The sequence below is a fragment of the Sinosporangium siamense genome, assembly GCF_016863435.1.
Lineage (GTDB): Bacteria > Actinomycetota > Actinomycetes > Streptosporangiales > Streptosporangiaceae > Sinosporangium > Sinosporangium siamense.
In genome coordinates this window covers 1-25667 of sequence record NZ_BOOW01000014.1, presented here as the reverse complement: position 1 = coordinate 25667, position 25667 = coordinate 1, and the positions used below count along the sequence as shown (strand labels likewise).

Here is a 25667-nt window from a genome sequence, read left to right as displayed (position 1 = left end):
CCTAATGTCCCATCACGGGCCTAGCCTGCTGGGTGGTGCCCATCGGCAGATGCTCGCGCACCAGCAGCCCGCCGGCGATCAGGGTCCACAACCCGGCGAGGAACCACGGCAGATAGCCGACGAGGAAGCTGCCGGGCGCGAACAGCCCGCTCGTGCTGCCGACCGCGAACGCCGCGAGCACGGCCAGCACCGCCACGAGGATGGCGAACCACGCCATCCACACCGGGAAGACCCTGGTCCGCATGATCCCGACCGCCGCCGCGACGAACGGCACGGCCAGCGCGATCCCGCCGAGCGTGCTCATCACCGTCAATGCGGCGTATGGGGCGGCGGCGATGGGCAGGAGCAGCCGATGCACCGACATCGCATATGCCATCCCCGCGAACGCGGTGACCGCCATGAAGGCGATCGCGGTCACGAACACGAAGCCCGCGAGCACCATGGCGCTGATGTCCCCTGACGTCTCTCCTCGGCGGAACGCCCGGGCGAGCGCGACGCCGAACCACAGGAAGAATGCCAGCGCGATGGCGTATAGCAGGCTCGCCAGCAGGATCTGCCAGCGGTGCTGCACCACGTATGTGCTGATCGACATGGCCTGGTCGACGATGCTGGGCGTGCTCCCAAGGATCAGCCGCCCGATGATCGCAAGTATCACGGCGACGATGCCCGCCAGACCACCCCAGCGGAGAACATGGCCCTCTTTGGGGCCATGATGCGCTTTGGGGCCATGCCCCACTCCCACTCCATGGCTCTCTGCCATTGCCTTCACCCCCTCTCATCGTGCGACATCGCTTGGTCACCTAACGGTGGCTATTTGCCCCAAAATTCGCCAAGTGCGGGAATTGATGTGACGCCAGGTGATGCTGCTACCGCTGACACCCAAGGCGCTCGTAGCGGGTGACGGCGAACGGACACACCGGTGCTGCTCCACGTGCTCGCTGCACCCGACGTCGATGATCCTGCCGTGGGACCGCGTGGGCAGGTGCTTCAGCGTCGCGGTGTACTTCCCGATCTCATACGGATCCACGGCGTGCCGCCATGGGTCGGCCCCTCCCCCGCCCTCCCCCGCGCCGCCCCGGGGACCGGGCTCCCGTGACCCGGGTACGGCGAAGCCGGGAATCAGGTGCCGTCGGCCGGCGGGAGCGGGATCGCGGCGAACACCTGGAAGCCCCCCTCAGGCCGCGGTCCCGTCCGCAACTCCCCGCCGCACAGCGACACCCGCTCCGCCATGCCCGCCAGGCCGAGCCCGCCGTCGCCGGCGACGGGCGGCGCCTCGCCGTCGTCGAGCACCTCGACCTCGACGGTTCCTGCCCGGTAGGTCAGCCGTACCGTCGCGGGGGCGCCGCCGCCGTGTTTGCGGGTGTTGGTGAGCGCCTCCTGGACGATGCGGTAGACCGCGTGGTCGACCGCCGAGGGCAGGCCGACCGGGTCGCCGACGACGTCGAGCCGCGCGTTGCCCGATTCCGCGAGGAGCGCGGGCAGCCGCGCCGCGCCGGCCTCGGCCGCGTCATCCTCCGCCTCCCCGTCGGTGCGCAGCACGTCGAGTAGCTTCCGCATCTCGGCCATGGCCCGCTTCGCCGTATCCTCGCCGGTGCGCAGGGCCTCCTGGGCGCGTCCGGGGTCGGCGGGGATGGTCCGCCTCGCCACCCCCATGTAGAGGTTGATGACGCTGACGTGATGGGCGACCACGTCGTGGAGCTCGCGGGCGATGCGCCGCCGTTCGGCCCACACCGCGTCCTTCGCCGCCTGCCGTCTTTCCCGCGCGTCCTCCTCCTCGGCCCAGTGCCTGGCCCGCTCGGCCTCCGCCTCGCGGCGGTCGGCGAGCTCGCGGCGGAGCCGCATGATGTGGCCCGCCGCGACCGCCGCCATGGGAAGCACGATCAGTGTCGCGAACGCGCCGGGCGCACCGAGCTGCTCCGGGCGCAGGGACAGGTCGGCCGCCACCGTGAGCGCGAGCACGAGGGCGGCGACGCGCGGCGCGGTGTGGCGGCCGACGGTGTAGAGGGCGATGGTGATCGCCCCCCTGGGCGGGTCGTAGAGGTCGAGCACGACGTTCGTCATGTCGAGCATGCCCACGAGCGCCACCGTCACCACGGGGTGGCGGCGGCGCAGGAACATCAGCCCCGCCGCCAGCACGGCGATCACCCCGGTCGCCGGGACACCCTCGCCCGTGCGGGCTAGGTGACCCCACTCCGTCTCCAACACGAGCACGGCGAGCGCGGTGTCCTGCACCCAGGGATTCCGCGCCCATCGCCGCCAGACCGCCGTTGACATGCCATTTAACACACCACATGGCGTGGTATCCGGCAAACCATCCAATACCCACCGCGTCAGGCCGTAGATCACTACTATGACCCGCGTGGCTTCGGCACCTCCTTCCCGGGAGGACACCGGCCCCCAATCGGCTGACGCCCGCTTCGACGTGAAACCTCGACGTGAGGGGAGAGCACGTGCTGGCCGTGTCCGTGTTCACCACCGCCGACTGCCTTCCGGCGGACCGTTTCGACTGCTGGCAGGAGCTCATCAGCGAGACGCACTCCCCCGTGCACCTCCACCTCGACGATCGCGGCGACTTCCGGGCGTCGGCCCGGGTGCTCGCCCTCGGCACGGTCTCCCTCTGGCCGACCACCTGCGACAGCATGAGCATGCATCGCACGCCGCGGCTGATCAGGCGCTCCGACCCCGAGCATCTGCACCTGTCCGTGCCGCTCACCATCCCCGTGCATGTGCGGCACGGCGACGAATCCGGCACCTACCGTCCGGGCGACATCTGCGTCTTCGACAGCTCACGCCCCTACGACCTGCGGTTGGACAAGGACGCCGGGAGCTATACGGAACTGGGCATGGAGATCCCCAAGGCCCACCTGCCCCTGCCGTGGGACAAAGTCAAGGACGTCATCCCGCGCGCGCTGCCGGCGCGGGAGGGCTACGGCGCGCTCCTCGCCCACTTCCTCAAGCAGACCGTGAAGGACGCCGCGCACTACGGCCCGGCGGACGCCCCGCGCCTGGAGCTGATCGCCGTCGATCTGGTCTCGGCGCTGCTCACGCACGCGGTGGACGCCGAGTCCGCGCTCGCACCGGAGAGCCGCACCCGGACACTCACGGCCCGTATCGACGACTTCATCGAGCGGCACCTCGGCGACCACGCCCTGACCCCCGCCGCCATCGCGGCTCACCACCACATCTCCGTGCGTTACCTGCAGCGCCTCTTCCAGCAGCAGGACAGAACCGTCATGGGCTGGGTACGGCGACGCCGCCTCGAACTGGCCCGCGAGGACCTCACCCGCTATCCCGCGCGCGCCCTGTCCGTGCGCGCCGCCGCCCTGCGCCGGGGGTTCACCTCCCACTCCGATTTCAGCCGGGCGTTCCGCGCCGCCTACGGCATGTCCCCGTCGGAATACCGCCTGCTCGCACGCCGGGACGGACATGCCGGCCCCTGTGCAGGCATGTAGAGGTCCCGGGCCCCGCCCGGCCACGAGGTTCGCGGCAGTGTTCCCAGTGTGCTGCGCCGTACTCCGCAGGGGCGTTAGCACAGAGCGCACCGTTGCTTTTGTCACTGAGCGCAGGTGATGGGGCGATGAGTACAGGAGTGTCGGGTGTCATGGAAAGCACTAGGCTGATCGCCTGTGACCCCATCGACCGCGTTGTCCGCCGTGCCCGCTCCGGCCTCCGTGGCCCGCCTCAGGTTCTACTACGGCCCCATGGACTGCGGTAAGTCGACGCTGGCCCTGCAGATGAACTACAACCACCGCCGTCAGGGCAGGCGGGGGCTCGTGCTCACCAAGCACGACCGGGCCGGCGCGGGCCGGGTCACCAGCCGGATCGGTCTCCACCTGGACGCCGTCGAGGTCCTCGACGAGCTCGACCTGTTCGCCCTCGCCCAGCAGCACGGGCCGCTCGACTACGTCATCTGCGACGAGGCCTGCTTCTACACCGAGGCCCAGGTCGAGCAGCTCGCCGACCTTGTAGACCGACTCGGAGTCGACGTCTACGCCTTCGGCCTGGCCTCCGACTTCCGCACCCGGCTGTTCCCCGCCACGCAGCGCTTCTTCGAGCTCGCCGACGAGATCACCCGCCTGCAGGTCGAGGTGCTGTGCTGGTGCGGCCGGCCCGGCTTGCTCAACGCGCGTGTCGTCGACGGCCGCCTCATGCGCACCGGTGAGCAGGTCGTCATCGCCGACACCGACGACGTGTCCACCGTGAGATACCAGGTGCTGTGCCGCCGCCACCACCGCACCGGCGACCTCGGCACACCCGCCGCCGAGCCTGAGGCGGCCCTGCCGGGCTGAGCTTTCCTCAGTCGACCGTCTCCGGTCCGGCGAGGCCGCCGCAGGTGTAGCCCTCCTCGCGCTCCGGCTGGAGCTGCATGTGCGCGAGGTGGGTGCCCTCGATGGGGCGGCGGAAGGTCTCCAGCTTGTCGCAGTCGTAGAAGACGTAGGTGCCGACGCTCTCGCCGAGCAGCATCATCCACCTGCCGTTGTAGAGCGGCCGGTCGGTGTCGGCATCCTTCAGGACGACCCACTGGTCCTGGAATCCGAGGAAGTCGAGGAAGGTGTTGCCCTGCCCGGTCGCCTGGATTCCGGCCGCCCCTTTGATCATTTCCAGGATGAGCACGAACCCCAGGCCGATCCCGGTGAGGGTGCCCGTGACGACCTTGACGCCGGCCCGTCCCATCTGTCTTCGGCGCAGTAGCCGGAACGGTACAAGGAAGGCCACCAGGGCCAGAGCCCCGGCGACGGCCGCCATGCCGAGAGCATCGAACGGGCTGAAAACGGCCGCCGCGCCGGCGTAGGTCGCACCGCACCACAACGCCGCGAGGAAGGCGGCCGTCCACGGCCTTCGCCGTACGGTGTCCAGGGCGCGGGCGGCACGGCCAAACGTGATCTTGTTGACGGCCCAGGCCGCGGCGACGATCATGCCCACCAGGGGGATGAGGACGAGCACGAGCAGCACGAGGGTGGTGATGAGCCGGCTGAACAGGACGGACTGGTCGATGCCCACCTGCTGCGGGCTGACGTTGAAGACGGCGTACATCTCCTCGATGCCCATGTAGAGCAGCGCGTACAGCCCCACTCCGAGCGGCACCACCACCGCGCCGATCTGTTCGAGCAGCGGGATGACGCCACCGCGCGCGTCCTCCGGTGGCCGATCGTCGGCCACGACCTGTGGGATGTCGTGTTCAACGACTAATTTGGTCACACCAAAACAGGGTAAAGCAGCCAATCTCTCCCTTGCGCAGACCGGAACCCCGCCTGCGCCCCCCGGGGGGGGCCACGGTCCGCCTGGGCCGCCGGCGGCGCCTCCCTTCCCGTCGGGAGGCCGATCTTCGATCCCCCTTGCTTCCGGTTCTTCACGGGCACCGCTCATCATGCGGCCGTCCGTGCCGGTCGCCGGGCTTCTTGAGGGGAAAACGAGGCAGGACGGCGACTGTTTCTTCCTGTGGGAAGAGGTGGTGTATGAGGTCTTCTGCCGGTGTTTGAGCAGGAGGTTTCCCGAATACTCTCTTTCGAGTGCCCGGTATTAGAACGCAGCACAGAGCGACCCCGTATACCGTGCCTTCAATCCGGCCGATAGCCGCGCGCCGGAAGGAGACTATGACCTGGAAGGTTATGTGTGCCGACCGGTCCTGGACGTTGCGTGGTCTCCTGATTTCAGGTCGCATGAATTTACATCGGTCCACGAGTTGAAATGCGTTCAAGAGCAGTTCACGATTCTCCCACACGGTTTTGCGGAGATTGTCAGCTCCATCTCAGAAATCACTCCGCCTGGCATGAAGGAGATCGTGTGTTCAACTCCTCCGGGCGATGGCGGGCGGCCCTGACGGCCACCGCCGCGTTCGCGCTCTTACTTCCCGCGGGTGTGGCACATGCGGCGCCCGAGTCGGCCAAAATCAATAAGGCCGTTCTTGCGGACGGCAAGACAAGCTCATTCCTGGTGCGGCTCAAGGACCAGGCCGATCTCACGACGGCGCTCAAGGCGACGAGCAAGCCGGAGAAGACCAGGGAGGTCTACCAGGCCAAGGTTGAGTTCGCGGCCTCGTCGCAGGCGGGTCTCCAGCGGATGCTCACCGAGCAAAAGGTGGAGTTCACGCCGTTCTGGGCGGTCAACGCGCTGAAGGTGGTCGGCGACGCCGATCTGGCCAGGCAGATCGCGAAGCTGCCCGAGGTGGAGAGCATCGAACCCAACGTCGCCGTCAATCCGCCCCCGACCTTCCCCGCCACGGCGCACCCGAAGGTCAACGGGGTCGAGTGGAACCTTGACCGGATCGGTGCCCCCAGGGTCTGGAACGAGTTCGGCACACGGGGCGAAGGCATCGTGGTGGGGAACATCGGCTTGGGTGTGAAGTTCGACCACCCTGCGCTGGCCACCCAATATCGCGGGCGGAAGGCCGACGGGAGCGTCGACCACAACTACAGCTGGGGTGACGTCGCGCGAATCTGCCCCTCCGCCGACCCCTGCGATGTCCGCGGCGGCAACGACACCAGGTACACAAGCGTCATGGTGGGCGAAGAGGGCGCGGATACCATCGGGGTCGCTCCTGGAGCCAAATGGATCGCTGCTTCGGGGTGCAGGTTCAACCCGTGCGATTTCGCTTCCGTGCTCGCAGCCGGAGAGTGGATGCTCGCGCCCACCGATCTGGGCGGCCGGAATCCCCGTCCCGACCTCGCTCCCGACATCCTCACCACCAACCTGATCTACTCTCCGTCCGCGGGGGGAGAAGGTTTTCGCGCGCTGCAGAAACAGCTTCTCGACGCGTGGGTGACTGCGGGCATCCTTCCCGTTCTCGGCAGCACCTCGTGGCTCGGCTATGACTTCTGCGCCACCACCTCCGGCCTGAACCGGGACGACAACAGCTACACCGTGGGCATGTTCGGGCCCAACAACGCGATCAGCCCGTACTCCGGACGCGGCCCCGGCGCGAACGGCGAGGTGAAGCCCAACATCACCGCACCCGGCGCCACTATCCGCACAGCCGCCGCCGACGGCGGTTACAGCACGGTGTTCGGCGGCGACTACGGCGCCGCTCACGTGGCGGGTACGGTGGCGCTGCTCTGGTCCGCCGCACCCAGCCTGCGACGGGACATCGCGGCCACACGCGCCCTTCTCGACCGCACGGCGATCGACGTCAACGACACCAGTTGCGGTGGCACTGCGGAAAAGAACAACGTCTGGGGCGAGGGCCGGCTCGACGCCTACGCGGCGGTCCGCGACGCACCCCGCGAGGCCGTCGGCGGATTGACCGGCAAGATCACCTCGCAGGACGGCACGCCGCTCGCCAAGGCGGTCGTCACCGTCTCGGGCGCCCAGACGCGTACCGTCGTCACCGATGCGGGCGGAAACTATGAGCTTGTGCGCTTGGCGGCCGGCGACCACCGGGTCAGGGTGAAAAAGCTCGGCTATCGCACCGCCACCGCCACCGCCAACGTCCCGGCGAGCTCCACCGTCACGCGCGACGTGCTGCTCCGGCCGCTGCCGGCGCACACCGTGTCGGGAACCGTCACCATCGACGGTGCTCCGCAGAAGGGCGCCCATGTGGCCGTGGCGGGCACATTGGAGAGCGTGGAAACCGACGCGGCCGGCCGCTACCGCATCACTCTGCCCCGAGGTGAGCACGAACTCGCGGTCACCTCGGTCCCGGAGAGCTGTGCGGGTGGAAGGACCGTGTCGATCGAGGTGGACGCGGACCTCGCGAAGGACATCGCGTTGCCCCGCCGTACGGACTCGTTCGGCTACAGCTGCGCCGTCGGCACCGAACCTTATGTCGCGGGCACCGAGGTCAGGCCGGTGGGCCGGCAATTTATCCAGCTTCCGTTCGCCTTCCCTTTCTACGGGGAATCGCATAGGGAGATCTTTATCACCAAGGATGGTTATTTGACCCTGGATCGAACGTCTCGCAGCAACACGAACTATCCACTTCCCAGCTACCTCTCGCAGGTAGGCGCGATCTACCCCTTCTGGGAAGCGGGCACTTCACCGGACTTCTCCAACCCCTGGCTCTACACAGCCACGCTGGGAACCGCGCCCAACCGCACTTTCGTCCTTGAATGGCGTAATGTCGCGCCAATGAGGGATCCGGAAAGCCGCCTCTCCTATTCAGTGCTCCTTGGGGAAGACGGCACCATCGGGTTCCGTTACCGAGGCATCTCCAATGACCTCACCGCCGGAAGCAGCGCCACTGTCGGCATCGAGGGGAAGCGGGACAAAGCCGAAGCTCTCCTCTTCTCTTATGACCGGCCCGTGCTGACCGACGGCATGAGCCTGACCTTCACGCCGCAGCGGCATGGGCTGGTGAGCGGCACCATCGTCGACGCCGGCGACGGCCGGCCGCTGGCCAACGCCACCGTGAAGATCGGTGATGAGGTGACCATCACGGCCGCGGACGGCACCTTCGTCAAGCAGATACTCTCCGACGACCATCGCATCACGGTCTCCAAGGAGAACTACGGCACCGTCACCCGAGAGGTCGACGTCGAGGCCGGTAAGCGCACGACAGTCGACCTCGCCCTGACCACCGGCAGGTGAAGGCACCCGAAGGCCCGTCCTGAAGGTATCCGTCACCCGCCAATAGGCGGTCAAGGCGGTTGACGACCTCGGCTTCGCCCCACACATCGGGAGGCTCCTCGTCGACTCCATCTGAGTCATCGAGCGGCCGACGAGGCCGTGCCGTAAGAATTGTGAGCAGGGGGTGCCTGTTGCGACAGGCACCCCCTAGCGCACGATGGTCTTCTCCCGAAGGGCCTCGGTGGATTCGTCCATGTCCACCGGATGCAGGCCCTCCGGCGGGTCTGTCATGAAATTTCCTTTTCCGGGTAGGGGGTGCAGCCCGCCGCTGAATCGATCGGCTCCGCTCGCCATCCCACCCCGGCCCGGGTGCCGTCCGGACCGATGTCACATTCTGGAGGGGTGTCTCGTCCTCCAGGTGTGAACGGTGATGTGGCGGCGGCCGAGGCTCTCGCTGCCGAGTTCGAGGCCATACGGCCCCGCCTTGTCGGCGTGGCCTATGGGCTGCTCGGCAGCCTCGGGGAAGCCGAGGACGTGGTGCAGGAGGCGTGGCTGCGGCTCTGCCGTACGGCATATGCCGACATCGAGGATGTCACCGGCTGGCTGGTCGTGACGGTCTCGCGGCTGGCGCTCGACGTGCTGCGCTCGGCGCGGGTGCGGCGCGAGGAGTACGTCGGGCCGTGGTTGCCGGAACCGGTGCTTGAGGACGGCGACCCGGCGGACCGGGTCACGCTCGACGAGTCGATGAGCATGGCCATGCTGGTGGTGCTTGAGTCGCTGAGCCCGGCCGAGCGCACCGCGTTCGTCCTGCACGACGTCTTCGGGCTGACGTTCGCCGAGGTGGGGCAGGTGGTGGGGCGCACCCCCGCCGCCTGCCGCCAGCTCGCCGCGCGGGCACGGGGCCATGTGCGGGGGCGGGCGCCGAGGTTCGCCGTCGATCAGGACGAGCACCGCAAAGTGGTCGACGCGTTCGCGGGGGCGTGCGCGGGAGAGGACCTCCGCGCCCTGCTGTCGCTGCTCGACCCCGACGTGGTGCTGCGGAGCGACGGCGGCGGCCTGGCCAAGGCCGCCCGCCGCCCGCTGCACGGCCCGGACCGCGTGTCGCGGTTCCTCGTCGGCGTTGTCCGGCGGTATACCTCGCGTCAGCTTGTGCTGGCGCCCACGTCGGTCAACGGCTGGGCCGGGCTGTGCGGGACACGCGACGGGCGGCTCAAGTTCGTGATCGGCCTGGCGGTCGCCGACGGGCGCATCACCGAGATCTACATGGTGACCAATCCCGAAAAGTTGGGGAATCTCACGTGACGGCACGCTTGAATGTCTTCGCCGCCGACAACACACCCTTCCAGGCCCTGGCATCCCTGGATGCCTTCCTGGCCGGCTGTGGAGTGCCGGCGTCCACGCTCAACCTCGTCAAGATGCGGGTGAGCCAGATCAACGGCTGCTCCCCGTGCCTGGACCGATATGCCCACAAGCTCCACACGGCAGGCGAGAGCGACGAACGGCTGTTCTCCGTGGCCACCTGGCGCGAGGCGCCATGGTTCACCGACGCGGAACGCGCCGCCCTCGGCCTGGCCGAGGAGGCCACCCGCCTCGCCGACCGGCCCGGCGCGGTGCCCGACCAGGTGTGGCGGAAGGCCGGCGAACACTACGACGACGCCGACCTGTCCGCCCTGGTGATGGCGATCGCCCAGATCAACGTCTGGAACCGGATCCTCACGATGACCCGGGTCCCCCCGAGCGCCGCCTCCCGCGACGCCTGACACCGAGCCTGGAGTTCCCATGAAGACACGCCTGAACGCCGCCGCCCACGCCAAGGACGCCTACGCGGCCTTCGTCTCCCTTGACCGTTTCGTCCGGCAAAGCGGCCTGCCGGACAGCACCTACGAACTCGTGAAACTGCGCGTCAGCCAGATCAACGGCTGCGGCTATTGCGTGGACCTGCACTCCCACGAGATGCGCAACGCCGGCGAGACCCACCAGCGCCTGTTCTCCGTGGGCGCCTGGCGCGAGGCGCCGTGGTTCACCGACGCCGAACGTGCCGCCCTCGCCCTGGCCGAGGAGGGCACCCGCCTTGCCGACCGGGGCGAGACCACCCCCGACGAGGTGTGGCAGGAGGCCGCCAAGCACTACGACAGGGCCACCCTGTCCGCCTTGGTCATCGCGATCGCCACCATCAACGGCCTCAACCGCATCGGCGTGACCACCCGCATGACCCCGGGCTCCCACCGCACCCGCTAGCCCCGGGGCGGCCCGGTCTCCGCCGCAGGTGTCGCCCCCTACCTCCACACGCTCGGCCATAGGCCTGCAGCACCGCACGGCCTTGCTTCCGCGGGATGCCTGGAGATTGGACCGGAGCGATCAACGGAGGACGGCCGACGGAGGTTCACGGATCGGGGCGGAGGTCCCCGTCCGTGAGGCCCGCGAGGATCAGGCGGCGGAGAAGGTCGCCCGTCTCCCCAGTCCGGCGCAGCACGTCTTCGAAGTGTTCCAGTTGACGGAATGCTGTGCCGTATCTGACCTGTTCGGACAAGGGGAGGCGGGGGATCTGCGCGCGGCGGACGTCGACGCGGTGCGAGCCGGTCGCGGTGCCGGAGGCGCGCAGGGTGGCGGCGCGCAGGAAGCCGGCCACGAAGTACGGGTCGAAGACCTCGGGGTCGACCCGGATCAGGGAGACGTTGGGGCCGAGGGCCACCTCGTCGTCGAGCACGCGGGCGGTGACCTGGCGGGAGGCCGACGGCACGACGACATCCCCGGGGCGGCCGAGCACGGCGGCGGCGCCCGCGGCTCCGCTGCCGCTGGCGGGACAGCCGGCGGCGATGTCCTCGGCCGTGAGGAGCGGGAGGTCTCCCGCCTTAGTCTCCATGCGCATCGGCGTCTGCTCGACCTGGAGCACACCGGCCTTGGCGAGGTCGGCGACGGTCACCATGGCGAGCGGCGTGCCGTCGGGCACGGCGCCGGGGATCGACGTGGCGAGCTCGCCGGCCAGAGTGAGGAGCCCGTCGCGGATGCGGTGCAGGTTGACCGCCCGCACGGAGGCCGCCTTGGGGAGGTGGCGGGCGGGGGTGAGGTCGACCTCGTCGTCGAGGAGGTCGATGATGGGCACCGTACGGCAGGCGTCGGAGTCGACCTCCTCCCCGCGCCGGAAGGACCACCAGGCGCTCAGCGTCGTGCCGGGTGACAGGCCTTCGGACGAGTCGACCATGAGCACGTGGGACGGCAGGGTGTCGCCCGTGTGGGGGCGGCGCAGAAGCCAGAGGTGGGGCGGCATCGCCGACTGGGGCGCGGACCCCGCGGGCAGCGACACAACGGCCTGCAACGCTCCTGCCCGCAGGAGGTGGGAGCGGATACGGCGGCCCGATCGCCGGTCGGCGACCGCAGGGGGCATGAGGACGATCGCCTGTCCCCCGGACCGGACCCGCGCGAGGCAGTGCTGCACCCACGCGAGCTCGGACTCACCGCGCGGCGGCAGGCCGAACTCCCAGCGGGTGTCGTTGGCGAGCTCCTCGTATCCCCAGCCGCGTTCGTTGAACGGCGGAGCACACACGGCGGCGTCGGCCCGCAGGCCGGGGAAGGCGTCGTGGCGGAGGGCGTCGCCGGACCTGATGTCGGCGGTGATGCCGCGGACGGCGAGCCGGGCGCCGGCCAGGCGTCCCGCGTCGTCGCCGCGCTCCTGCCCGCTCACGGCGGTGACGCCGGTGTCTTCGCGGGCCGCGAGCGCGAGGAGCAGCCCGCCGAAGCCGCACGAGGGGTCGAACACCTCGGTGGCGCCGGGTTCCACGAAGGCCGCCATGAGCTTGGCGACCTCGGGCGGCAGCACCTGCACGCGGCGCGAGTGCGCCTCGGTGTAGCGGGTGTAGAGGAACTCCACCGTCTCCGCTGTGCCCTTGGCCTTGGCGAGGGCCGAGGTGGCCCGGATCAGCGCCGTGTCGCCTTCGTCCACGATCAGGCCCGGCAGGGCCTCGGCGATGCCTTCGTCGTCCATACGCAGCAGCGACCGTGGTTTTCCGTGCGCCATAGCGGCGGCGAGCCTGCTGACGAGGGAGAGGAGTTGCAGGTCGTCGACCGAGTTGCGGATCTGCTGCCAGAGCAGCTCGTCCTCGGGCAGCTCACGCAGCTTTCCCTGGCCGCGCAGCCACGCGTGGACCTCGTCGAGCGAGAACAGCGGGCTCGCGGTGGTGCCGCCGACCGGCTGGGGAAAGTCGCCGAACCTCCGCCGCCAGTTGCTCACCGCCGCGCGGCCGACCCCCGCCAACCTGGCGATGTCGCCCGCGGCCACCGTCGCGCTCTCCCCCGGCTTCACGCCCGTGCCTCCCTGGCAGTGTGCTCGCTAACTCCTCCAAACATGGCCATCGGCCCATAATCGCGCACGAATGCCCCGCCCGTGTCGTGGCACCGCCACACCGCCTCCGATGCGCACTCCGGCCTCCATTTGCGTGCAGATGCCCCGGCTGGGTCGAGTCAGGTCCGCCGTCGGCCAGTGCCACTAGTTCTACACCCCGCACCGCCCGGCGGCATCGCCTGCTTAAGGCGACGACGACCCCTGACTTCCCCGCTCGCTACGAGTCATAACATTTCGAGTCAACGACAGAGAGTTGTTGTGCACTCGATTCACATTCTGCTTTACTCGTTGGCGATTCACGAGGCGCCGAGAGAACGCTGTGCGGATTGCGCGTCGCGCCCGTTCGTGAAGAGGAACCGCAGTTTCATCCCCCCGTAGGAGATCTATGTTCCGCCGCCTGCTCGCCACCTTGACCGTCGCCGCCACCGTGCTCGCCACCGGCGGCGTCACCGCGCCCGCCCAAGCCGCCGAGACCGTGACGGTGGCGGCGGGCAAGACCTACCGGGGCACCGGTGACCAGGTCCTCCGGGTCCGCGCCGGAAAGGCGATGGGCATCATCAGCTTCACCCACGACGGCGAGTCCAACTTCATCGTCACCGCGGTCAATTCACGCGGCAAGCAGGTGGACCTCCTGGCCAACGAGATCGGCCCGTACAAGGGGACCGCGCTCTACAACGCGTCCTACGGGAGCCGGGGCTTCGCAGCCCTGGAGATCAAGGCCGACGGCGCCTGGACGGCCACCTTCAAGCCGCTGTCGGCCGCCCGCTGCTGGTGCGCCGGCACCATCGCCGGTGAAGGCGCCCAGGTGCTGAAGCTCAGCCCCACGCGCGGCCTGCGCACCGTGAGAGCCGCGCACAGCGGGGAGGGCAACTTCATCGTCCAGGGCTACACGAGCACCACGTCGTACGGTGACCTGCTGTTCAACGAGATCGGCCGCTACAAGGGCAAGGCCGTGCTGCCCGCGGGCACCCGCCTGGTCGCGGTCAAGGCCGACGGCCGCTGGACCTTGACCCGGCGCTGATCCCGGCTTCGCCTCGCATCCTGAACCAGAATGTGGCTCAAAAAGCTGGACTAATCGTGCGATCAGCGTGACAGTGAGTTAGGCGGTATCGTCACCCGACTTTGTGGGCGTGGCTCTTTCATGCCCGCGAAGAGCGCGCCGCCGTGGCCGGTTCGAGGGCCGGACCGGCCGCGGTGGCGCCTACCCCGTGTCCGCGGGCGGGCGGGTGCGCCGGTCCGGTTTCCCGGACCGGCCACGCTTTCCCGGACCGGCCTTGCTTTCCCGGACCGGCCTTGCTTTCCCGGACCGGCCGCGCGCGGGTCACCGTACGGTCATCAGGTCGCGCTCGGAGCCGGGCTCGCCCGGCTGGTCGAACTGCGTGCGGTAGAGCTCCTCGTAACGCCCGCCGGCCGCGAGCAGCTCGGCGTGGGTGCCGCGTTCCACGACGTGGCCGGCCTCCAGGACGAGGATGAGGTCGGCGGCCCGCACGGTGGACAGCCGGTGGGCGATCACCAGCGAGGTGCGCCCGGCGAGGGCCTCGCCGAGGGCCTCCTGCACCGCGGCCTCGGAGGTGGAGTCGAGGTGAGCGGTGGCCTCGTCGAGGATCACGACGCGGGGGCGGGCCAGCAGCAGGCGGGCGATCGTCAGGCGTTGCCGTTCACCGCCTGAGAGGCGGTAGCCGCGCTCACCGACCACCGTGTCCAGCTTGTCGGGAAGGGACCTGACCAGGGTGTCGAGCCTGGCGCGGTAGAGCGCGTCCCACAGCTCGTCCTCGTCCGCCTCCGGCCGGGCCAGCAGGAGATTCTCCCGGATCGTGTCGTGGAACAGGTGGCCGTCCTGGGTGACGACGCCGAGGCTGTGGCGGATCGACTCCATCGACAGATCCCGCAGGTCGATCCCGGCCAGGCGTACGGCACCGCCGTCGACGTCGTAGAGCCGGGCCGCGAGCTGGGCGATGGTCGACTTGCCGGCCCCCGAGGAGCCGACCAGCGCCACCATCTGCCCCGGCCGGGCCTCGAACGACACCTTGTGCAACACCTGCTCTCCCCCGCGCGTGTCGAGCGTCGCGACCTCCTCCAAGGAGGCGAGGGACACCTTGTCCGCCGACGGGTAGGCGAAGTCGACCCCGTCGAACTCCAGCGACACCGGCCCGTCCGGCACCGTCTTCGGGTCGGGACGCTCGGCGATCAGCGGCTTCAGGTCGAGCACCTCGAACACCCGCTCAAAGCTCACCAGGGCGCTCATCACCTCGACTCGGGCACTTGCGAGGGCCGTGAGCGGCGCGTAGAGCCGCGTCAGCAGCAGCGCCAGCGACACGACGGCGCCGGCGTCGAGCTGGCCGCTCAGCGAGTAGAAGCCGCCCACGCCGTAGACGACGGCGAGCGCCAGCGCCGACACCAGGGTCAGCGCGGTGACGAACACCGCCTGCACCATCGCCGTGCGCACCCCGATGTCGCGCACCCGCCGCGCCCGCGCCGCGAACTCCGCCGACTCGCGCACCGGCCGCCCGAACAGCTTCACCAGGGTCGCGCCGGGCGCGGAGAAACGTTCGGTCATCTGGGTGCTCATCACCGCGTTGTGGTTCGCCGCCTCGCGCTGGAGCCGCGCCAGCCGGTTGCCCATGCGGCGGGCCGGGAGCACGAAGACCGGGAGCAGCAGCAGGGCCAGCAGGGTGATCTGCCAGGAGATGCCGATCATCACGACGAGGGTCAGGACCAGGGTCACGAGGTTGCCGACCACACCCGACAACACCTGGGTGAAGGCCCGCTGGGCGCCGATGACGTCGTTGTTCAGGCGGCTGACCAGGGCGCCCGTGCGTGTGCGGGTGAAGAACGCCACCGGCATGCGCTGCACGTGGTCGAACACCGCGGTGCGCATGTTGAGGATGAGCCCCTCACCGATCCGCGACGACATCCACCGCGACACCAGGCCCAGCCCCGCCTCGGCGATCGCGAGCACCGCGACGAGCACGGCCAGCTGCACCACGAGCGACAGCGGCTCGGTCTTCACGATCGCGTCGACCACCTGGCCGGCCAGCACAGGGGTTAAGACGGCGAGTACGGCGAGAACCACGCTGAGCAGCATGAACCACCAGAGCTGGGCCCGGTGGGGGCGCACGAAGGCCCCGATCCTGCGCAGGACCGCCCGGGAGAAGGGGCGTTTCTCGTCCTTCGCGTGCATGGCTGTGTACAGCTGGTGCCATGCGGTCACTTCCATGTCCATCTCACACCACCGGTCTTTCTTAGTCGTGGCAGGCCGCTCCCGGGCCGCGTCCGGGGTACGGCGGCGCCGGTTCCCTCACCGGCGGGTACAGATGGACTGTAAAACCTCAACTTAGCTTGACTTCAAGGGCCGGAGCGCGGGGGCAATGACGCCGTACGTCGCGATTTTTCGCTTACATACGGTCTATCAGGCTGCTCCGACATTTCCGGACACGCGAAGCTCAGGTGGGCCGCGACGCCGCACCTACTCGCTGCGGTGGCCGTGCCTACTTGCGGCGGTAGCCGTGCCTACTTGCGGCGGTAGCCGTGTCCCAGAAGCCAGCCGATCGCGGCGCTGCCGAGCGCGACGCCCGCCCCCATGCCGAAGGCGGCCAGCAGAGTCCACGGCGGCACGGTGGTGCGCTCCGCCGCCACCAGCGGGCGCTCGTAGACCTGGCCGGCCGGGGCCGGCTGGGCTTGCGCCGGGCGGTCACCCGCCTCCGCCGCGGCCACCACCTCGGCGGCGGGGACTTCGAGCAAGTGGGACTCGACGGCGGAGAAGAACTCCCCCGCCGTCTTCTTCGCCACCGACGACAACATGCGCTGACCCACCCCGCCGATCATGCCACCCACCACGGCCTCGGCGTCGTAGTCGACACGGGTGCCCCCGTCGGCCTCGGTGAGCCGCACCTCCACCGTCGCGTCGACCGTGCCCGGAGCCCCCTGCCCACGCGCCTTCAGCACGAAACGCTCGGGAGGCTCGGGACTGGAGAGGGAGACCTCCCCCTGGTAGACACCCTTGACGGAGGCCACACCGGCACTGACCGTCATGGTGTAGGAATCGGCTCCCTGCGCCTCCAGACGCTGGCAGCCGGGGATGGTTCGCACCAGCACAGCCGGATCCTGAAGCGCGGCCCAGACCTTCTCCCTGTCAACAGCGATAAGCGCGTTTCCCATGACCTTCACCCGAACACCTCCAGATCGGCCGAGCCTAGACGACCTCCCCCGAACCGATAATGGCAACTTATGCCCGCTCCCTCACAAGCTTTTCAGCCCCGATCCCCGTACCTTGAGCTGGGCACTTGCCAGATGACCACCGGGCAGGCCGTTTGCATGCCGGCGGGAGTGCCGATAATCGGCTCTCCAATCATCCGGCATACCCGGTGCGCAAGACGCCCGTCCCATGCCCCAGAACGTAGTCCCACTCACCCCACGCTCCTCTGGCCGCCCCTCGCACAGGCGGTCCTCCCGGGAGCGGAGAAAAGTATGCCCAGGATCTGGTCGACCGCCTGGGTGCGGGCCTTGACCGCGCTGCAGCGGGCGACCCGCACGACTCGGATGGCCTTTAGCACACTGTCGCGGCTTGGGACCCGGGCGGACGGGACCGGCTTTCTCAAGACGCCATCGGCCGCGATGCTCGGATCCTTCATAAGCTCGGGCAGGTGACGATCACCATCCGACCGGCCGCTGAGACGGACCTGCCGACGCTGCCGGCGCTCTACGGTGAACTGAACCCTGACGATGCGCCATTGCCGGGGGAGTCCGCACGAGACATTTGGGCGGCCATCCGCCTTCAGCAAGGCCGGACCGTGCTGATCGCGCCCCTGAACGGCGTGTCGGTGTGAAATCCTAAAAGGATGTCTCTTTTTCCGGATTTCTGCCAGAAGATGTCCTCGACGCCCTTTTTCGGCGATTACCTTTCGACTTAGGAAACTTAGGCCCGGGGCCATATCGAACAGCCGTGCCACGCTTCTGTTCAGACGTCCGCATGAGAAGCTCTCTACCAACAAGGTCCCTCAGGATATCTCGGGCCTGATAGACATCTATATCAAACAAGCGCTGGATGGTTCGATTATTTACTTCACCATAGTCCTGCACGTGCTCAATGATCTTCTTGTCGATATCGTCTACAGCTCGACTGTGATAGTCAACGGCACTTCCCAAACGGGCCACCACTTCGGCCCTGAGACGATAGATCGGGTACCGGTGCTGCATAGTGGCTCGCGTTGGCTCCAGTACATTCACGGGATCGACCGCCAGCCGCCGCAGAGCGGCTTGAGCCTCGTCTTGCGACCTTTGTATAGCCGGCGCAACATCAGAGGAACGAGCCGTACGTTTCGTGCATAGCATTCGGATGATAATCATCGCATCGGTATCGTCTTGTTCCTCCTCTGGAAGGGAAGCTACGAATTTTGCTATACGAGTATTAGGCGGCTCGCCACGAAAGAGCACAGACACGCGATCGGCGTCTTCCTCGATCACGGGCACATCCCGCCCAGATTTGATCATCTCACGATACATTCGATCGACACCTTGACCGACCTCCTCGGCCAGGCCGAGGAGCCGAAATCCAGCAGCTAGTGCTGGATAGCGCGCCCGAGATCCTCGGGTCAGAATGTTGCTCGTATTTACTCCGGAAACAAGCGGCCCTGGAGACTCAATACGTAGGTATTGCGGAGAGTGCTCAATCTGTACCGAAGCCCGCAGCCGCCAATCTCCATGGATAAACGCGTTTACCAGCGCCTCGCGTATAGCAGCAGACGGATAATCCTCAATCTGCAGCTGGCGACCATCAGCTAGTGTCACAGGTGTGATTCCCTGCCGGGCCCGGATAGCTTGAAGTACCTCATCGAAGGCGAGTACGAGTGGGGCACTCAGTCGCAGCACTGCGTCAGCCTCACCCGATTGAGTCCGTCTGTGCTGGTAGACGGCAGCACTGGGCCCGATTGTAGATGGATCCTGGCAGAACATTAGCTCGCCAGAGCGCGAGAGACTCCCATCATTCGCAATCGCTTGAAGCGTGTTAAGCAGATCAGCATCCCCAAATCGCGCATATCGCTGTCGCACCGGGTCCGCCGAACCGGAAAGAAGTCTTCTACAATACCGCAGAGCAAGCGGATCAACGTCGTCCAGGGGTCTTCCGCTTGCAGTAGCCGACCAGTCAAAACCGCGACGCTCCTCAGATAGTCGAGTTATGTCTAGCGGGCGCATCGGCAAGCAGTCTGCATTGATTCGCTGGTAGGCGTAACCTTTTGTCGTGGAGTAAACCTCCAGCCCTTCTGGAACGATAATCTCCAGAAGCCGCCTCCCAGAAAATTCTAGCGTTTTTACTTCAACAAGCAGTGAAGGAGTTGTAAGTTGGTGAATCTTGCCCCTGAGGATTCCCGCCTCTATTTCGCAGCCAACAAAGGCTTCTTCGCCCGCTTTGTTGTCAATAACTCCGACAATCACGGTCCCACCACTGGCATTGGCGAAGCACACGCATGCCTCGGCAAGATCTTGGAACGCCTCCTTCAGGACAGGCTTCGCCTGCTTGAAGTCAAGATTCTCGGTCTCGCACTTAGCAGCGGTTGTGCCAGACAAGATCTTCTCGAGTGCTTCCAGCGACGCTGTCACCTTTGAGAGCTCCTTTGGGGATGCCGTTGGGCCAACAGTAGTCCCAAAGGAGCCTCAAAGGCCATCACCAAGCTCAGTCCATCTTCCCTGTGTCGGCCCTGACAGGAGGGCGACAACGTCGGACATACTTCCTCTCGCCAGTTGGCGCGCCATGGCCCGCTGCGTCAAGGAACAGGTCGATCGACCACATGACCGCCCCCCACATCGACCAGCACCGTAACGTAGGCATGGCCTGCGCCAGGCGAACTCATCGACCCCCAGCACCTGTGGTGCGTCCCAGCACCAACGCCGGCCCGCACCGGCCTCAATCTGATCGTGATCTCGAAAGTGTCCGGTGCCCGCCGACCCGACGGCGCAGTAGCTCTCCACACCTCCCCCATGCATGTAGCGATGCAAGCTAGGCGAGGGCGGGAGAAGTTCTGGAGGTCCACCCCTTCCAAAGAGCATGAGGACGACATGCCCGCAGCCAAGTCAGGACGGAACAGCATCCAAACAGGTTGTGAGGACTGATCGTGGTTCGGTCTTCCCGGCTCACGTACGGACCGGAGTGAGGGGTTAAGGTCGGCCCGAAATCCGGATCCCCGTAACGATCTGCGACAATCGGCCTCCCCCTGCATATCGAGAATGCACAATGCATAACGCGTCGGCGCGTGAATTCCCCGCCCGTGGATTGGAGTCTTGTGGAGAACCCCTGCCTGGTGTTGTCGGATGCGCCTGTCGGTCTGAAATCGGACGGGCTCGGCTTCCAGCGATATGTCAGACCGCTGGTGTCGATAATCACCGGCGAGACCACCGAGACGCCGTTCACGATCGGCGTCTTCGGGCCCTGGGGAAGCGGAAAGTCCAGCCTGCTGCGAATGATCGACGAGAGCCTGGCCGGCGATTATGCCGACCGCACCGTCAGAGTGCATTTCAACCCGTGGGTGCACCGCAAGGAGCCGACGATGCTCCTGCCGCTCCTGCACACCCTGCAGGACACGTTGAAGGAGGACGGGAAACAGCGGTTTCGCGAGGTGGTCGGCAGGCTCGGACATGTCATCGCCACCCTGACCTCCGACGTGCTGCTCAGGAAGGCCTCTGGCGGCAATGTCAGCATCGAAAAGATCAAGGAGGTCTCCAAGCAATATGCCGAACAGCGGGGTATGGTCGAGAGCGAGATTCGCAATCTACGCAAAACCCTGCAGGCTCAAGCGGATGTGGTGGCGGAAAACGGCTCGCGTCTGGTGATCTTCATTGACGACCTGGATCGATGCGAACCCCACGAGATCATCGACCTGCTGGAGTCGGTAAAGCTGTTTTTGGACCTGCGCAACGTCATCGTGGTCATGGCCATCGCGAAGAATGTCGTCGACCGCGGCGTCGCCGTAAAGTATCGCGACTTCGGCTTCGAGGCCGCAAAGGTCGTCGAGATCGGCGACGAATATCTCGACAAGATGATTCAGCTTCCGCTGACCCTCATGCCGATAGACACCGGCGCCTTTCTCGGCCACCTGACCCTGCCGCAGGAGCTGGAGGCACACGCCCACCTCCTGGAGGAGATGGTCGCCCCCAACCCGCGCCGCATCAAACGGGTGCTGAACGCCTACTCGGTCATGCGCACCATCGCCCAGGCCGACCCCGAGCTGCACAGGCTGCGGCCGGACGTCGTGCTCCGGCTGCTCGTGCTGCGGATCCAGAGCCCCGAACTCTACGAGGCCGTCATCGTGCGCCCGGAACTCGCAGCGGCTCTGGAGGACGCCTACGGCGGACGCCTCTCCCCCGAGGCCGCCGACCACCGCTTCGTGGAACGCTACGGCACGACCTCGGCCACCCCCATGAAAGAGGCGCTCAAACGATTCCACCGGTCCCAGGAGTATCTCGGAGCGGTCTTCGGCGGAACGGCGTTCGCCGAGGAGAAGGAGCAGCTCCCGCGCTATCTAACGATGCTCGGCAGCTGATGACGCCACTGATCCCACCCCACATCCTTGCCCCGGAGGAGTGGGACAGGCATGTGCCGGAAGGGAATGTGGAAGAAGTCCGGGCCTGCCCCTGACCGGAGGCGGGCTAAAGGAAACGCTCGAAGAGCCGGCGTTGCCGGTCCATGTGCTCGGCATCCGCTAGATAGTGGAGGTGGTGGCCGGCCGCCAAGTGGCCGGTGAAAGCGGGGTGGCCGACTGCCGCCTGGGCCTTCATGAAGGCCACCAGTGCGTGCAGGCGGGCGATCACGGTGTCGACCAGGCCGGCTCTGTCGTCCTCGTCCAGTCCGTAGTGGTCGCAGAAGAGACGGGCCCGTTCGGCCTGTTCCTCCGGCGTGCCGAAACCGTCGGGGTTGGCCGGGGAGGTCGTCGGCGCCCACCGGTAAACCGCATAGGCGATGTCCCACAGCCGGGTTCCCGGGTGCGCGGTGTCGAAGTCGATGACGCCCACCACGGTGTCGCCGTCCAGCACGCAGTTGTATGGCGCGTAATCCCCGTGGCATATGACCTCGGCGGGGCTGAGCGCCAGAAGCATCCATCCTTCCGACGGCGCTTCGGCCACGAAGTCCACCGTGCAGTCGTGGTAGGCCCGCAACAGCGCCGCCGCGCTCTCCAGCGCCTTCCGGGTGGTGGCGGCCGGTGGCAGGGGATAGCCCGGCACCTTCCCCGGCAAAAAGTCGAGGATCTCGAATCCGTCCTCGGTCACTCCGTGCAGGGACGGCGCCGCCGTGAAACCCCGCCGCCGCAGGTGCCGCAGCAACTCGTGCACCATCGGCGACCATGTTCCGGTGGGACGCCGTACGGTGGCCCCGATGCGCACGACCTCGTTTACTCCGCCTACCAGCACTTCACGGTCGGGCACCTCGCACATTCCCTTCGAGTGGATCGTTTGCGCATCGTGCATCATGCATTCTGCCGACCTGACAACGGAGGGAACTCAGTGGCCGAATCCGAGCGCGCCGACATGGCCCAATTGGAGACGCTCATCGCCAACGGACGCAAGCACGGTGTGCGCAAGCGCGTCATCCTGCTCCAGGCGGCGCGCCTCTTCGTCGAGCGCGGTTATGCCGCCACGGGAATCGACGACATCGGTGCGGCGGCGGGGGTCACCGGGCCGGCGGTGTATCGGCACTTCCGCAGCAAGCAGGCCATTCTCATCGCGCTGATCGAACTGTCGATCGATCGCATGCGGGATGGAATGAACGCCGTCCTTGAAGCGCAGACCGGCGGACCGGAGGAGACGGTGGTCGCGGTCGTGGACTGGTTCGTGGAGGCGTCTCTGGAGAACCAGGCGTTGACATTGGTGCTCCAGGGAGAGTTGCCGCGGCTCCCGGACGAGGATCGGCGGCGTTTCAACGACGAGATGCAGACGCTGCGCGACACGTGGGTGAACGTGGTCACCGGCGCGCGGCCCGAGATGGCCGGTCTGCCGGCTCAGATGGCGGTCGTATGCGTGATGGGGATGGCGACCTCGGTGATCGCCGCGGGGCTGAGCCGTGACACCGAACTGATCCGGAGGAACCTGCGCTCGCAGATGCTCGCACTGATGTGGCCGCCCGCCGCCGATCACCCAGTTGAGGCAAAACGTTAACCATCGTAAACTTTTCACGACTCTCAAAGAGTGATGCACGGGGGTCTGTTTCGCTATGCGCAAAGGAGTGTCACGTTCGATGGAGCATTTGGTGGAAAGCAACGGCGTACAGCTGTGGTGCGAGACGTTCGGCGACCCGAAAGACCCGGCAGTGCTCCTGATCATGGGCCTGGGCGCGACGGGCACCGCCTGGCCGGACGCCCTCTGCACAGCGCTCAGCGACGGCGGGCGCTACGTGATCCGCTACGACAACCGGGACACCGGCCTGTCGGGCAAGGTCGACTTCGCGGCTCAGCCGTACACCTCGCTCGACCTGGCGGCGGACGCGGTGGGGCTGCTCGACGGCCTTGGGGTGTCCACGGCGCATGTGGTCGGGGCGTCGATGGGCGGCATGATCGCGCAGGAGATCGCCCTGGAGCACCCCGGGCGCCTGCAGACCCTGACTGTGATCATGTCCAGCGCCAATCCGCTCGATCCCACCACCGGCACCTTCCGGGGCGCCACGGTGGACCCGCGCGTGGCCGCCTGGATGCAAAGGGGGCAGACCGATCCCCCGCTCACGGAGGAAGCACGCATCGCTCATCAGCTCGAGCTCGCCCGCATCCTGACCGGCTCGGCGACCGAGTTCGACGAGGCGGCGACACGCCAGATCATCGCCCGCGACGCCGCCCGCGCCGGCGCCTCGGCGGCCCACGCCATGCAGAACCACACCGCCGCCGCCTTCGCCTCCCGCGACCGCTCCGGCCTGATCGCCTCGATCACCACCCCCACCCTGGTGATCCACGGCACGGAAGACCCCATGGCCCCCTTCGAACACGGCAAGGAAATAGCCGACAAGATTCCCGGCGCCGTCTTCCTCCCCCTCGAGGGAATGGGCCACGTAATGCCGTCCGCCTTCATCCCCACCATCTCCGAAGCCATCCTCAAACACACAAACTGACGACCCACTGAACTCAACCGCATTTACATGAAGAACCCGGCTTGAGCGAGGACCATCCAAGGCTCCGGAAGCGCCCCGCGCCCCGGAGCCCTTCATCTGCGGGAGAATGCGACGGTGACCGGTTGTCAGGTCGGAACCACAATGCCATCCCGATGGTCTGAGGTGCCTCACACCCTGCCCGACTCCCTGGCCTCACTACGTGGGCCGAGGGATGGCCTTGTCATGCTCCCTCCTGACCTGGCTTGGTCGGGCCGTACCGCCTTCGATCTCGGTGACCTCACCCAGCGCTACCTTTTCCATATGACGGTGATCACAGCCGCGGTGACTACCGAGCACTACACCTGCTGGCTTAACGCCGATCTCCTGCACGGGCAATGGAGCGGACTACGACTCCCGCGGGCCCTACGCCAAATCTGGGAAGACCAGCACGCGAGAGCCGCCAGGAGGCGGTCGATTTATTGGGCTTCGACAATCATCAGGAATGTTTCCTGGTGCTGGAGGGGCTGCGGTATATCGGTGATATTAGGGGCGCGAAGGCGTGGAACAGTTGGGCGCACTGTGAAGACAACCTGGATCTGCACGTCGAGAGCACGGTGGAAGCGTTGCGCTGGCAGGGAGGCGAAGTGGGCACCCAGGCTGCGCTGGCATTGGCAAAGGTGATATGGGAATGCGACCCGGGTAAAGTTACATGGAAACTCCTCGCTGAAGCGTTCGCCTATGCCGGATTGGAGGTATCTCAGGACCTCCAGGAAAAGCGACGCAAACTGCAGCGACTATGGCGGGAATATGGTCTGACGTGGTAGGGAATAATCCCTTATATATGGTGTGACCGGCGGGGATGTTCCACGACGCCTTAACGTGGAAGTGCGCCTGATGGGTGAACGCGAACACTAACGAGCGTGATCGGTCTCCAGAGGGCTGAGGTCCGCCGGAGACCGGGTTTCGTTCGTCAGCCTCGTGTCAGTGTGACGAACTGGGCGTAGACCGATAAGGCGACTTCGCCAGGGGTTCGGGCGCCGAGGTTGAGGCCGGCGGGGCTGTGGACTCGGTCGCCGCCGGGGAGGTTGGTGAGGACGCTCGCGGCGCGTTTGCGGCTGGCGATGAGGCCAACGTACGGCACCGCCGCGTCGAGGGCGGCGCGCAGGGCCGGGAGTTCGTCGACGCCGTGGGAGGCGACGACGACGGCGGAGGTGTCGGGGGCCAGGGGGTCGCCCGCGCCTTCTACCTGGTAACCGAGGGCGGCGCCGACGTCGGCCAAAGCTCGGGCTATGGGGCCTTGGCCGTGGACGCGGACCAGGACGGGTGGGATGACGGGTTCCAGGAAGATTTCCAGGGTGCCGCCGGACAGGCAGGGCTGGCCGACATTGACGAAGCCCTCTTCTTCCACTTGTTCGGTGGTTTCAGGGGATATGCGGAGGAGGGCGGCTGAGCCGGTTTCCAGGAGGCGCAGGCTTTGGGTGCGCACGGTGTGGGTGGCGCAGTGGCCGCCGACGAAGCCCTCGATGGTGCCGTCGGCGCGCACCAGGGCGCGGTCGCCGGCTTTGGCGCTGGTGGGGCGCTGGGCTCGGACGACGGTGGCCATGACGTACGGCTCCCGCCGTACGTCCAGGTGGCGGGCGGTGGCGTGGAGGTCGGCGCGGCCGATGAGGGACGGATCGCCCACGAGGTCGATACCGGATTCGTGGTCAAAAGAGGGGTGGTCAAAAGAGGGAAGGCCGGAGGCGGGCCCGCCCGCCCCCGCCG

The 25667-nt window shown here is 67.2% G+C and carries 21 protein-coding genes; 12 read left to right on the top strand and 9 right to left on the bottom strand.

The features are described 5' to 3' along the window. Position 1 precedes the first annotated feature (1 nt). The gene (locus Ssi02_RS11705) at positions 2-736 is read right to left on the bottom strand and encodes a hypothetical protein (RefSeq protein WP_239128820.1); all 735 of its coding nucleotides are present in this window, start codon (positions 734-736) and stop codon (positions 2-4) included. Positions 737-1119: 383 nt separating this feature from the next. After that, positions 1120-2274 (bottom strand): sensor histidine kinase, encoded by a 1155-nt coding sequence (locus Ssi02_RS11700; RefSeq protein WP_204024746.1) that lies wholly within the window; start codon positions 2272-2274, stop codon positions 1120-1122. 176 nt (positions 2275-2450) lie between these two features. On the opposite strand from Ssi02_RS11700, the gene Ssi02_RS11695 reads away from it, so the two are divergent. Then, complete coding sequence (locus tag Ssi02_RS11695) at positions 2451-3452, top strand: AraC-like ligand-binding domain-containing protein (protein ID WP_204024744.1); 1002 nt, start codon at positions 2451-2453, stop codon at positions 3450-3452. A gap of 174 nt (positions 3453-3626) precedes the next feature. After that, complete coding sequence (locus Ssi02_RS11690) at positions 3627-4289, top strand: thymidine kinase (protein WP_239128819.1); 663 nt, start codon at positions 3627-3629, stop codon at positions 4287-4289. Positions 4290-4296: 7 nt separating this feature from the next. Here Ssi02_RS11690 and Ssi02_RS11685 read toward each other — a convergent pair whose 3' ends face one another. Further along, positions 4297-5199, bottom strand: a complete 903-nt coding sequence (locus Ssi02_RS11685) for a hypothetical protein (protein ID WP_204024742.1) — start codon at positions 5197-5199, stop codon at positions 4297-4299. Between the two features lie 585 nt (positions 5200-5784). On the opposite strand from Ssi02_RS11685, the gene Ssi02_RS11680 reads away from it, so the two are divergent. The 4 genes from Ssi02_RS11680 to Ssi02_RS11665 all read left to right on the top strand — a co-directional run bounded on the left by Ssi02_RS11680 (position 5785) and on the right by Ssi02_RS11665 (position 10740). Further along, entirely contained in the window at positions 5785-8523 is a 2739-nt protein-coding gene (locus Ssi02_RS11680) for a carboxypeptidase regulatory-like domain-containing protein (RefSeq protein ID WP_204024740.1), read from the top strand. 381 nt (positions 8524-8904) lie between these two features. Continuing rightward, the gene (gene sigJ / locus Ssi02_RS11675; RefSeq protein WP_239128818.1) at positions 8905-9804 is read left to right on the top strand and encodes an RNA polymerase sigma factor SigJ; all 900 of its coding nucleotides are present in this window, start codon (positions 8905-8907) and stop codon (positions 9802-9804) included. After that, positions 9801-10262, top strand: coding sequence for a carboxymuconolactone decarboxylase family protein (locus Ssi02_RS11670; protein WP_239128817.1), 462 nt, complete (start codon positions 9801-9803; stop codon positions 10260-10262). Before sigJ ends, Ssi02_RS11670 begins: the two co-directional genes overlap by 4 nt. A 19-nt stretch (positions 10263-10281) precedes the next feature. After that, positions 10282-10740, top strand: coding sequence for a carboxymuconolactone decarboxylase family protein (locus tag Ssi02_RS11665; protein WP_204024737.1), 459 nt, complete (start codon positions 10282-10284; stop codon positions 10738-10740). 145 nt (positions 10741-10885) lie between these two features. Here the strand turns inward: Ssi02_RS11665 and Ssi02_RS11660 are convergent, their stop codons facing one another. Beyond that, complete coding sequence (locus Ssi02_RS11660) at positions 10886-12802, bottom strand: N-6 DNA methylase (protein WP_204024735.1); 1917 nt, start codon at positions 12800-12802, stop codon at positions 10886-10888. 424 nt (positions 12803-13226) lie between these two features. Between Ssi02_RS11660 and Ssi02_RS11655 the strand changes: the two genes are divergently transcribed. Next, positions 13227-13862 carry a hypothetical protein gene (locus Ssi02_RS11655; RefSeq protein WP_204024733.1) on the top strand — a complete coding sequence of 212 codons (636 nt, stop codon included), beginning with the start codon at positions 13227-13229 and terminating at the stop codon, positions 13860-13862. A gap of 300 nt (positions 13863-14162) precedes the next feature. On the opposite strand, the gene Ssi02_RS11650 is transcribed toward Ssi02_RS11655, so the two are convergent. Together Ssi02_RS11650 and Ssi02_RS11645 are read right to left on the bottom strand one after the other, a co-directional pair. Continuing rightward, positions 14163-16064: an ABC transporter ATP-binding protein gene (locus Ssi02_RS11650; RefSeq protein WP_204024731.1), complete on the bottom strand. Its 1902-nt coding sequence runs from the start codon at positions 16062-16064 to the stop codon at positions 14163-14165. A gap of 287 nt (positions 16065-16351) precedes the next feature. After that, positions 16352-16999, bottom strand: a complete 648-nt coding sequence (locus Ssi02_RS11645; protein WP_239128836.1) for an SRPBCC family protein — start codon at positions 16997-16999, stop codon at positions 16352-16354. Between the two features lie 485 nt (positions 17000-17484). On the opposite strand from Ssi02_RS11645, the gene Ssi02_RS11640 reads away from it, so the two are divergent. Then, a complete protein-coding gene (locus Ssi02_RS11640; protein WP_204024727.1) occupies positions 17485-17667 on the top strand; it encodes a GNAT family N-acetyltransferase in 183 nt (60 codons plus the stop codon). Between the two features lie 4 nt (positions 17668-17671). Here the strand turns inward: Ssi02_RS11640 and Ssi02_RS11635 are convergent, their stop codons facing one another. Further along, the gene (locus Ssi02_RS11635) at positions 17672-19438 is read right to left on the bottom strand and encodes an RNA/DNA-binding domain-containing protein (protein WP_204024726.1); all 1767 of its coding nucleotides are present in this window, start codon (positions 19436-19438) and stop codon (positions 17672-17674) included. Positions 19439-20088: 650 nt separating this feature from the next. Between Ssi02_RS11635 and Ssi02_RS11630 the strand changes: the two genes are divergently transcribed. Beyond that, the gene (locus Ssi02_RS11630; protein ID WP_204024725.1) at positions 20089-21375 is read left to right on the top strand and encodes a KAP family P-loop NTPase fold protein; all 1287 of its coding nucleotides are present in this window, start codon (positions 20089-20091) and stop codon (positions 21373-21375) included. A gap of 106 nt (positions 21376-21481) precedes the next feature. On the opposite strand, the gene Ssi02_RS11625 is transcribed toward Ssi02_RS11630, so the two are convergent. Next, positions 21482-22255 (bottom strand): phosphotransferase enzyme family protein, encoded by a 774-nt coding sequence (locus tag Ssi02_RS11625; RefSeq protein ID WP_239128816.1) that lies wholly within the window; start codon positions 22253-22255, stop codon positions 21482-21484. Between the two features lie 36 nt (positions 22256-22291). On the opposite strand from Ssi02_RS11625, the gene Ssi02_RS11620 reads away from it, so the two are divergent. The 3 genes from Ssi02_RS11620 to Ssi02_RS11610 all read left to right on the top strand — a co-directional run bounded on the left by Ssi02_RS11620 (position 22292) and on the right by Ssi02_RS11610 (position 24727). Beyond that, positions 22292-22984, top strand: coding sequence for a TetR/AcrR family transcriptional regulator (locus tag Ssi02_RS11620; RefSeq protein WP_239128835.1), 693 nt, complete (start codon positions 22292-22294; stop codon positions 22982-22984). A gap of 79 nt (positions 22985-23063) precedes the next feature. Continuing rightward, the gene (locus Ssi02_RS11615; RefSeq protein WP_204024723.1) at positions 23064-23924 is read left to right on the top strand and encodes an alpha/beta fold hydrolase; all 861 of its coding nucleotides are present in this window, start codon (positions 23064-23066) and stop codon (positions 23922-23924) included. Positions 23925-24382: 458 nt separating this feature from the next. Beyond that, entirely contained in the window at positions 24383-24727 is a 345-nt protein-coding gene (locus Ssi02_RS11610; protein WP_204024722.1) for a hypothetical protein, read from the top strand. Positions 24728-24873: 146 nt separating this feature from the next. Here Ssi02_RS11610 and Ssi02_RS11605 read toward each other — a convergent pair. Continuing rightward, positions 24874-25667, bottom strand: a 794-nt coding sequence (locus Ssi02_RS11605; protein ID WP_204024721.1) for an XdhC family protein, incomplete at its 5' end; no start/stop codon positions are given.

Excerpts from the sequence above, each read along its gene's own strand:
- Ssi02_RS11700 (WP_204024746.1), bottom strand. The coding sequence starts at position 2,274 with ATGTCAACGGCGGTCTGGCGGCGATGGGCGCGGAATCCCTGGGTGCAG.
- Ssi02_RS11665 (WP_204024737.1), top strand. The coding sequence starts at position 10,282 with ATGAAGACACGCCTGAACGCCGCCGCCCACGCCAAGGACGCCTACGCG.
- Ssi02_RS11655 (WP_204024733.1), top strand. The coding sequence starts at position 13,227 with ATGTTCCGCCGCCTGCTCGCCACCTTGACCGTCGCCGCCACCGTGCTC.
- Ssi02_RS11650 (WP_204024731.1), bottom strand. The coding sequence starts at position 16,064 with ATGGACATGGAAGTGACCGCATGGCACCAGCTGTACACAGCCATGCAC.
- Ssi02_RS11645 (WP_239128836.1), bottom strand. The coding sequence starts at position 16,999 with ATGGGAAACGCGCTTATCGCTGTTGACAGGGAGAAGGTCTGGGCCGCG.
- Ssi02_RS11615 (WP_204024723.1), top strand. The coding sequence starts at position 23,064 with ATGGAGCATTTGGTGGAAAGCAACGGCGTACAGCTGTGGTGCGAGACG.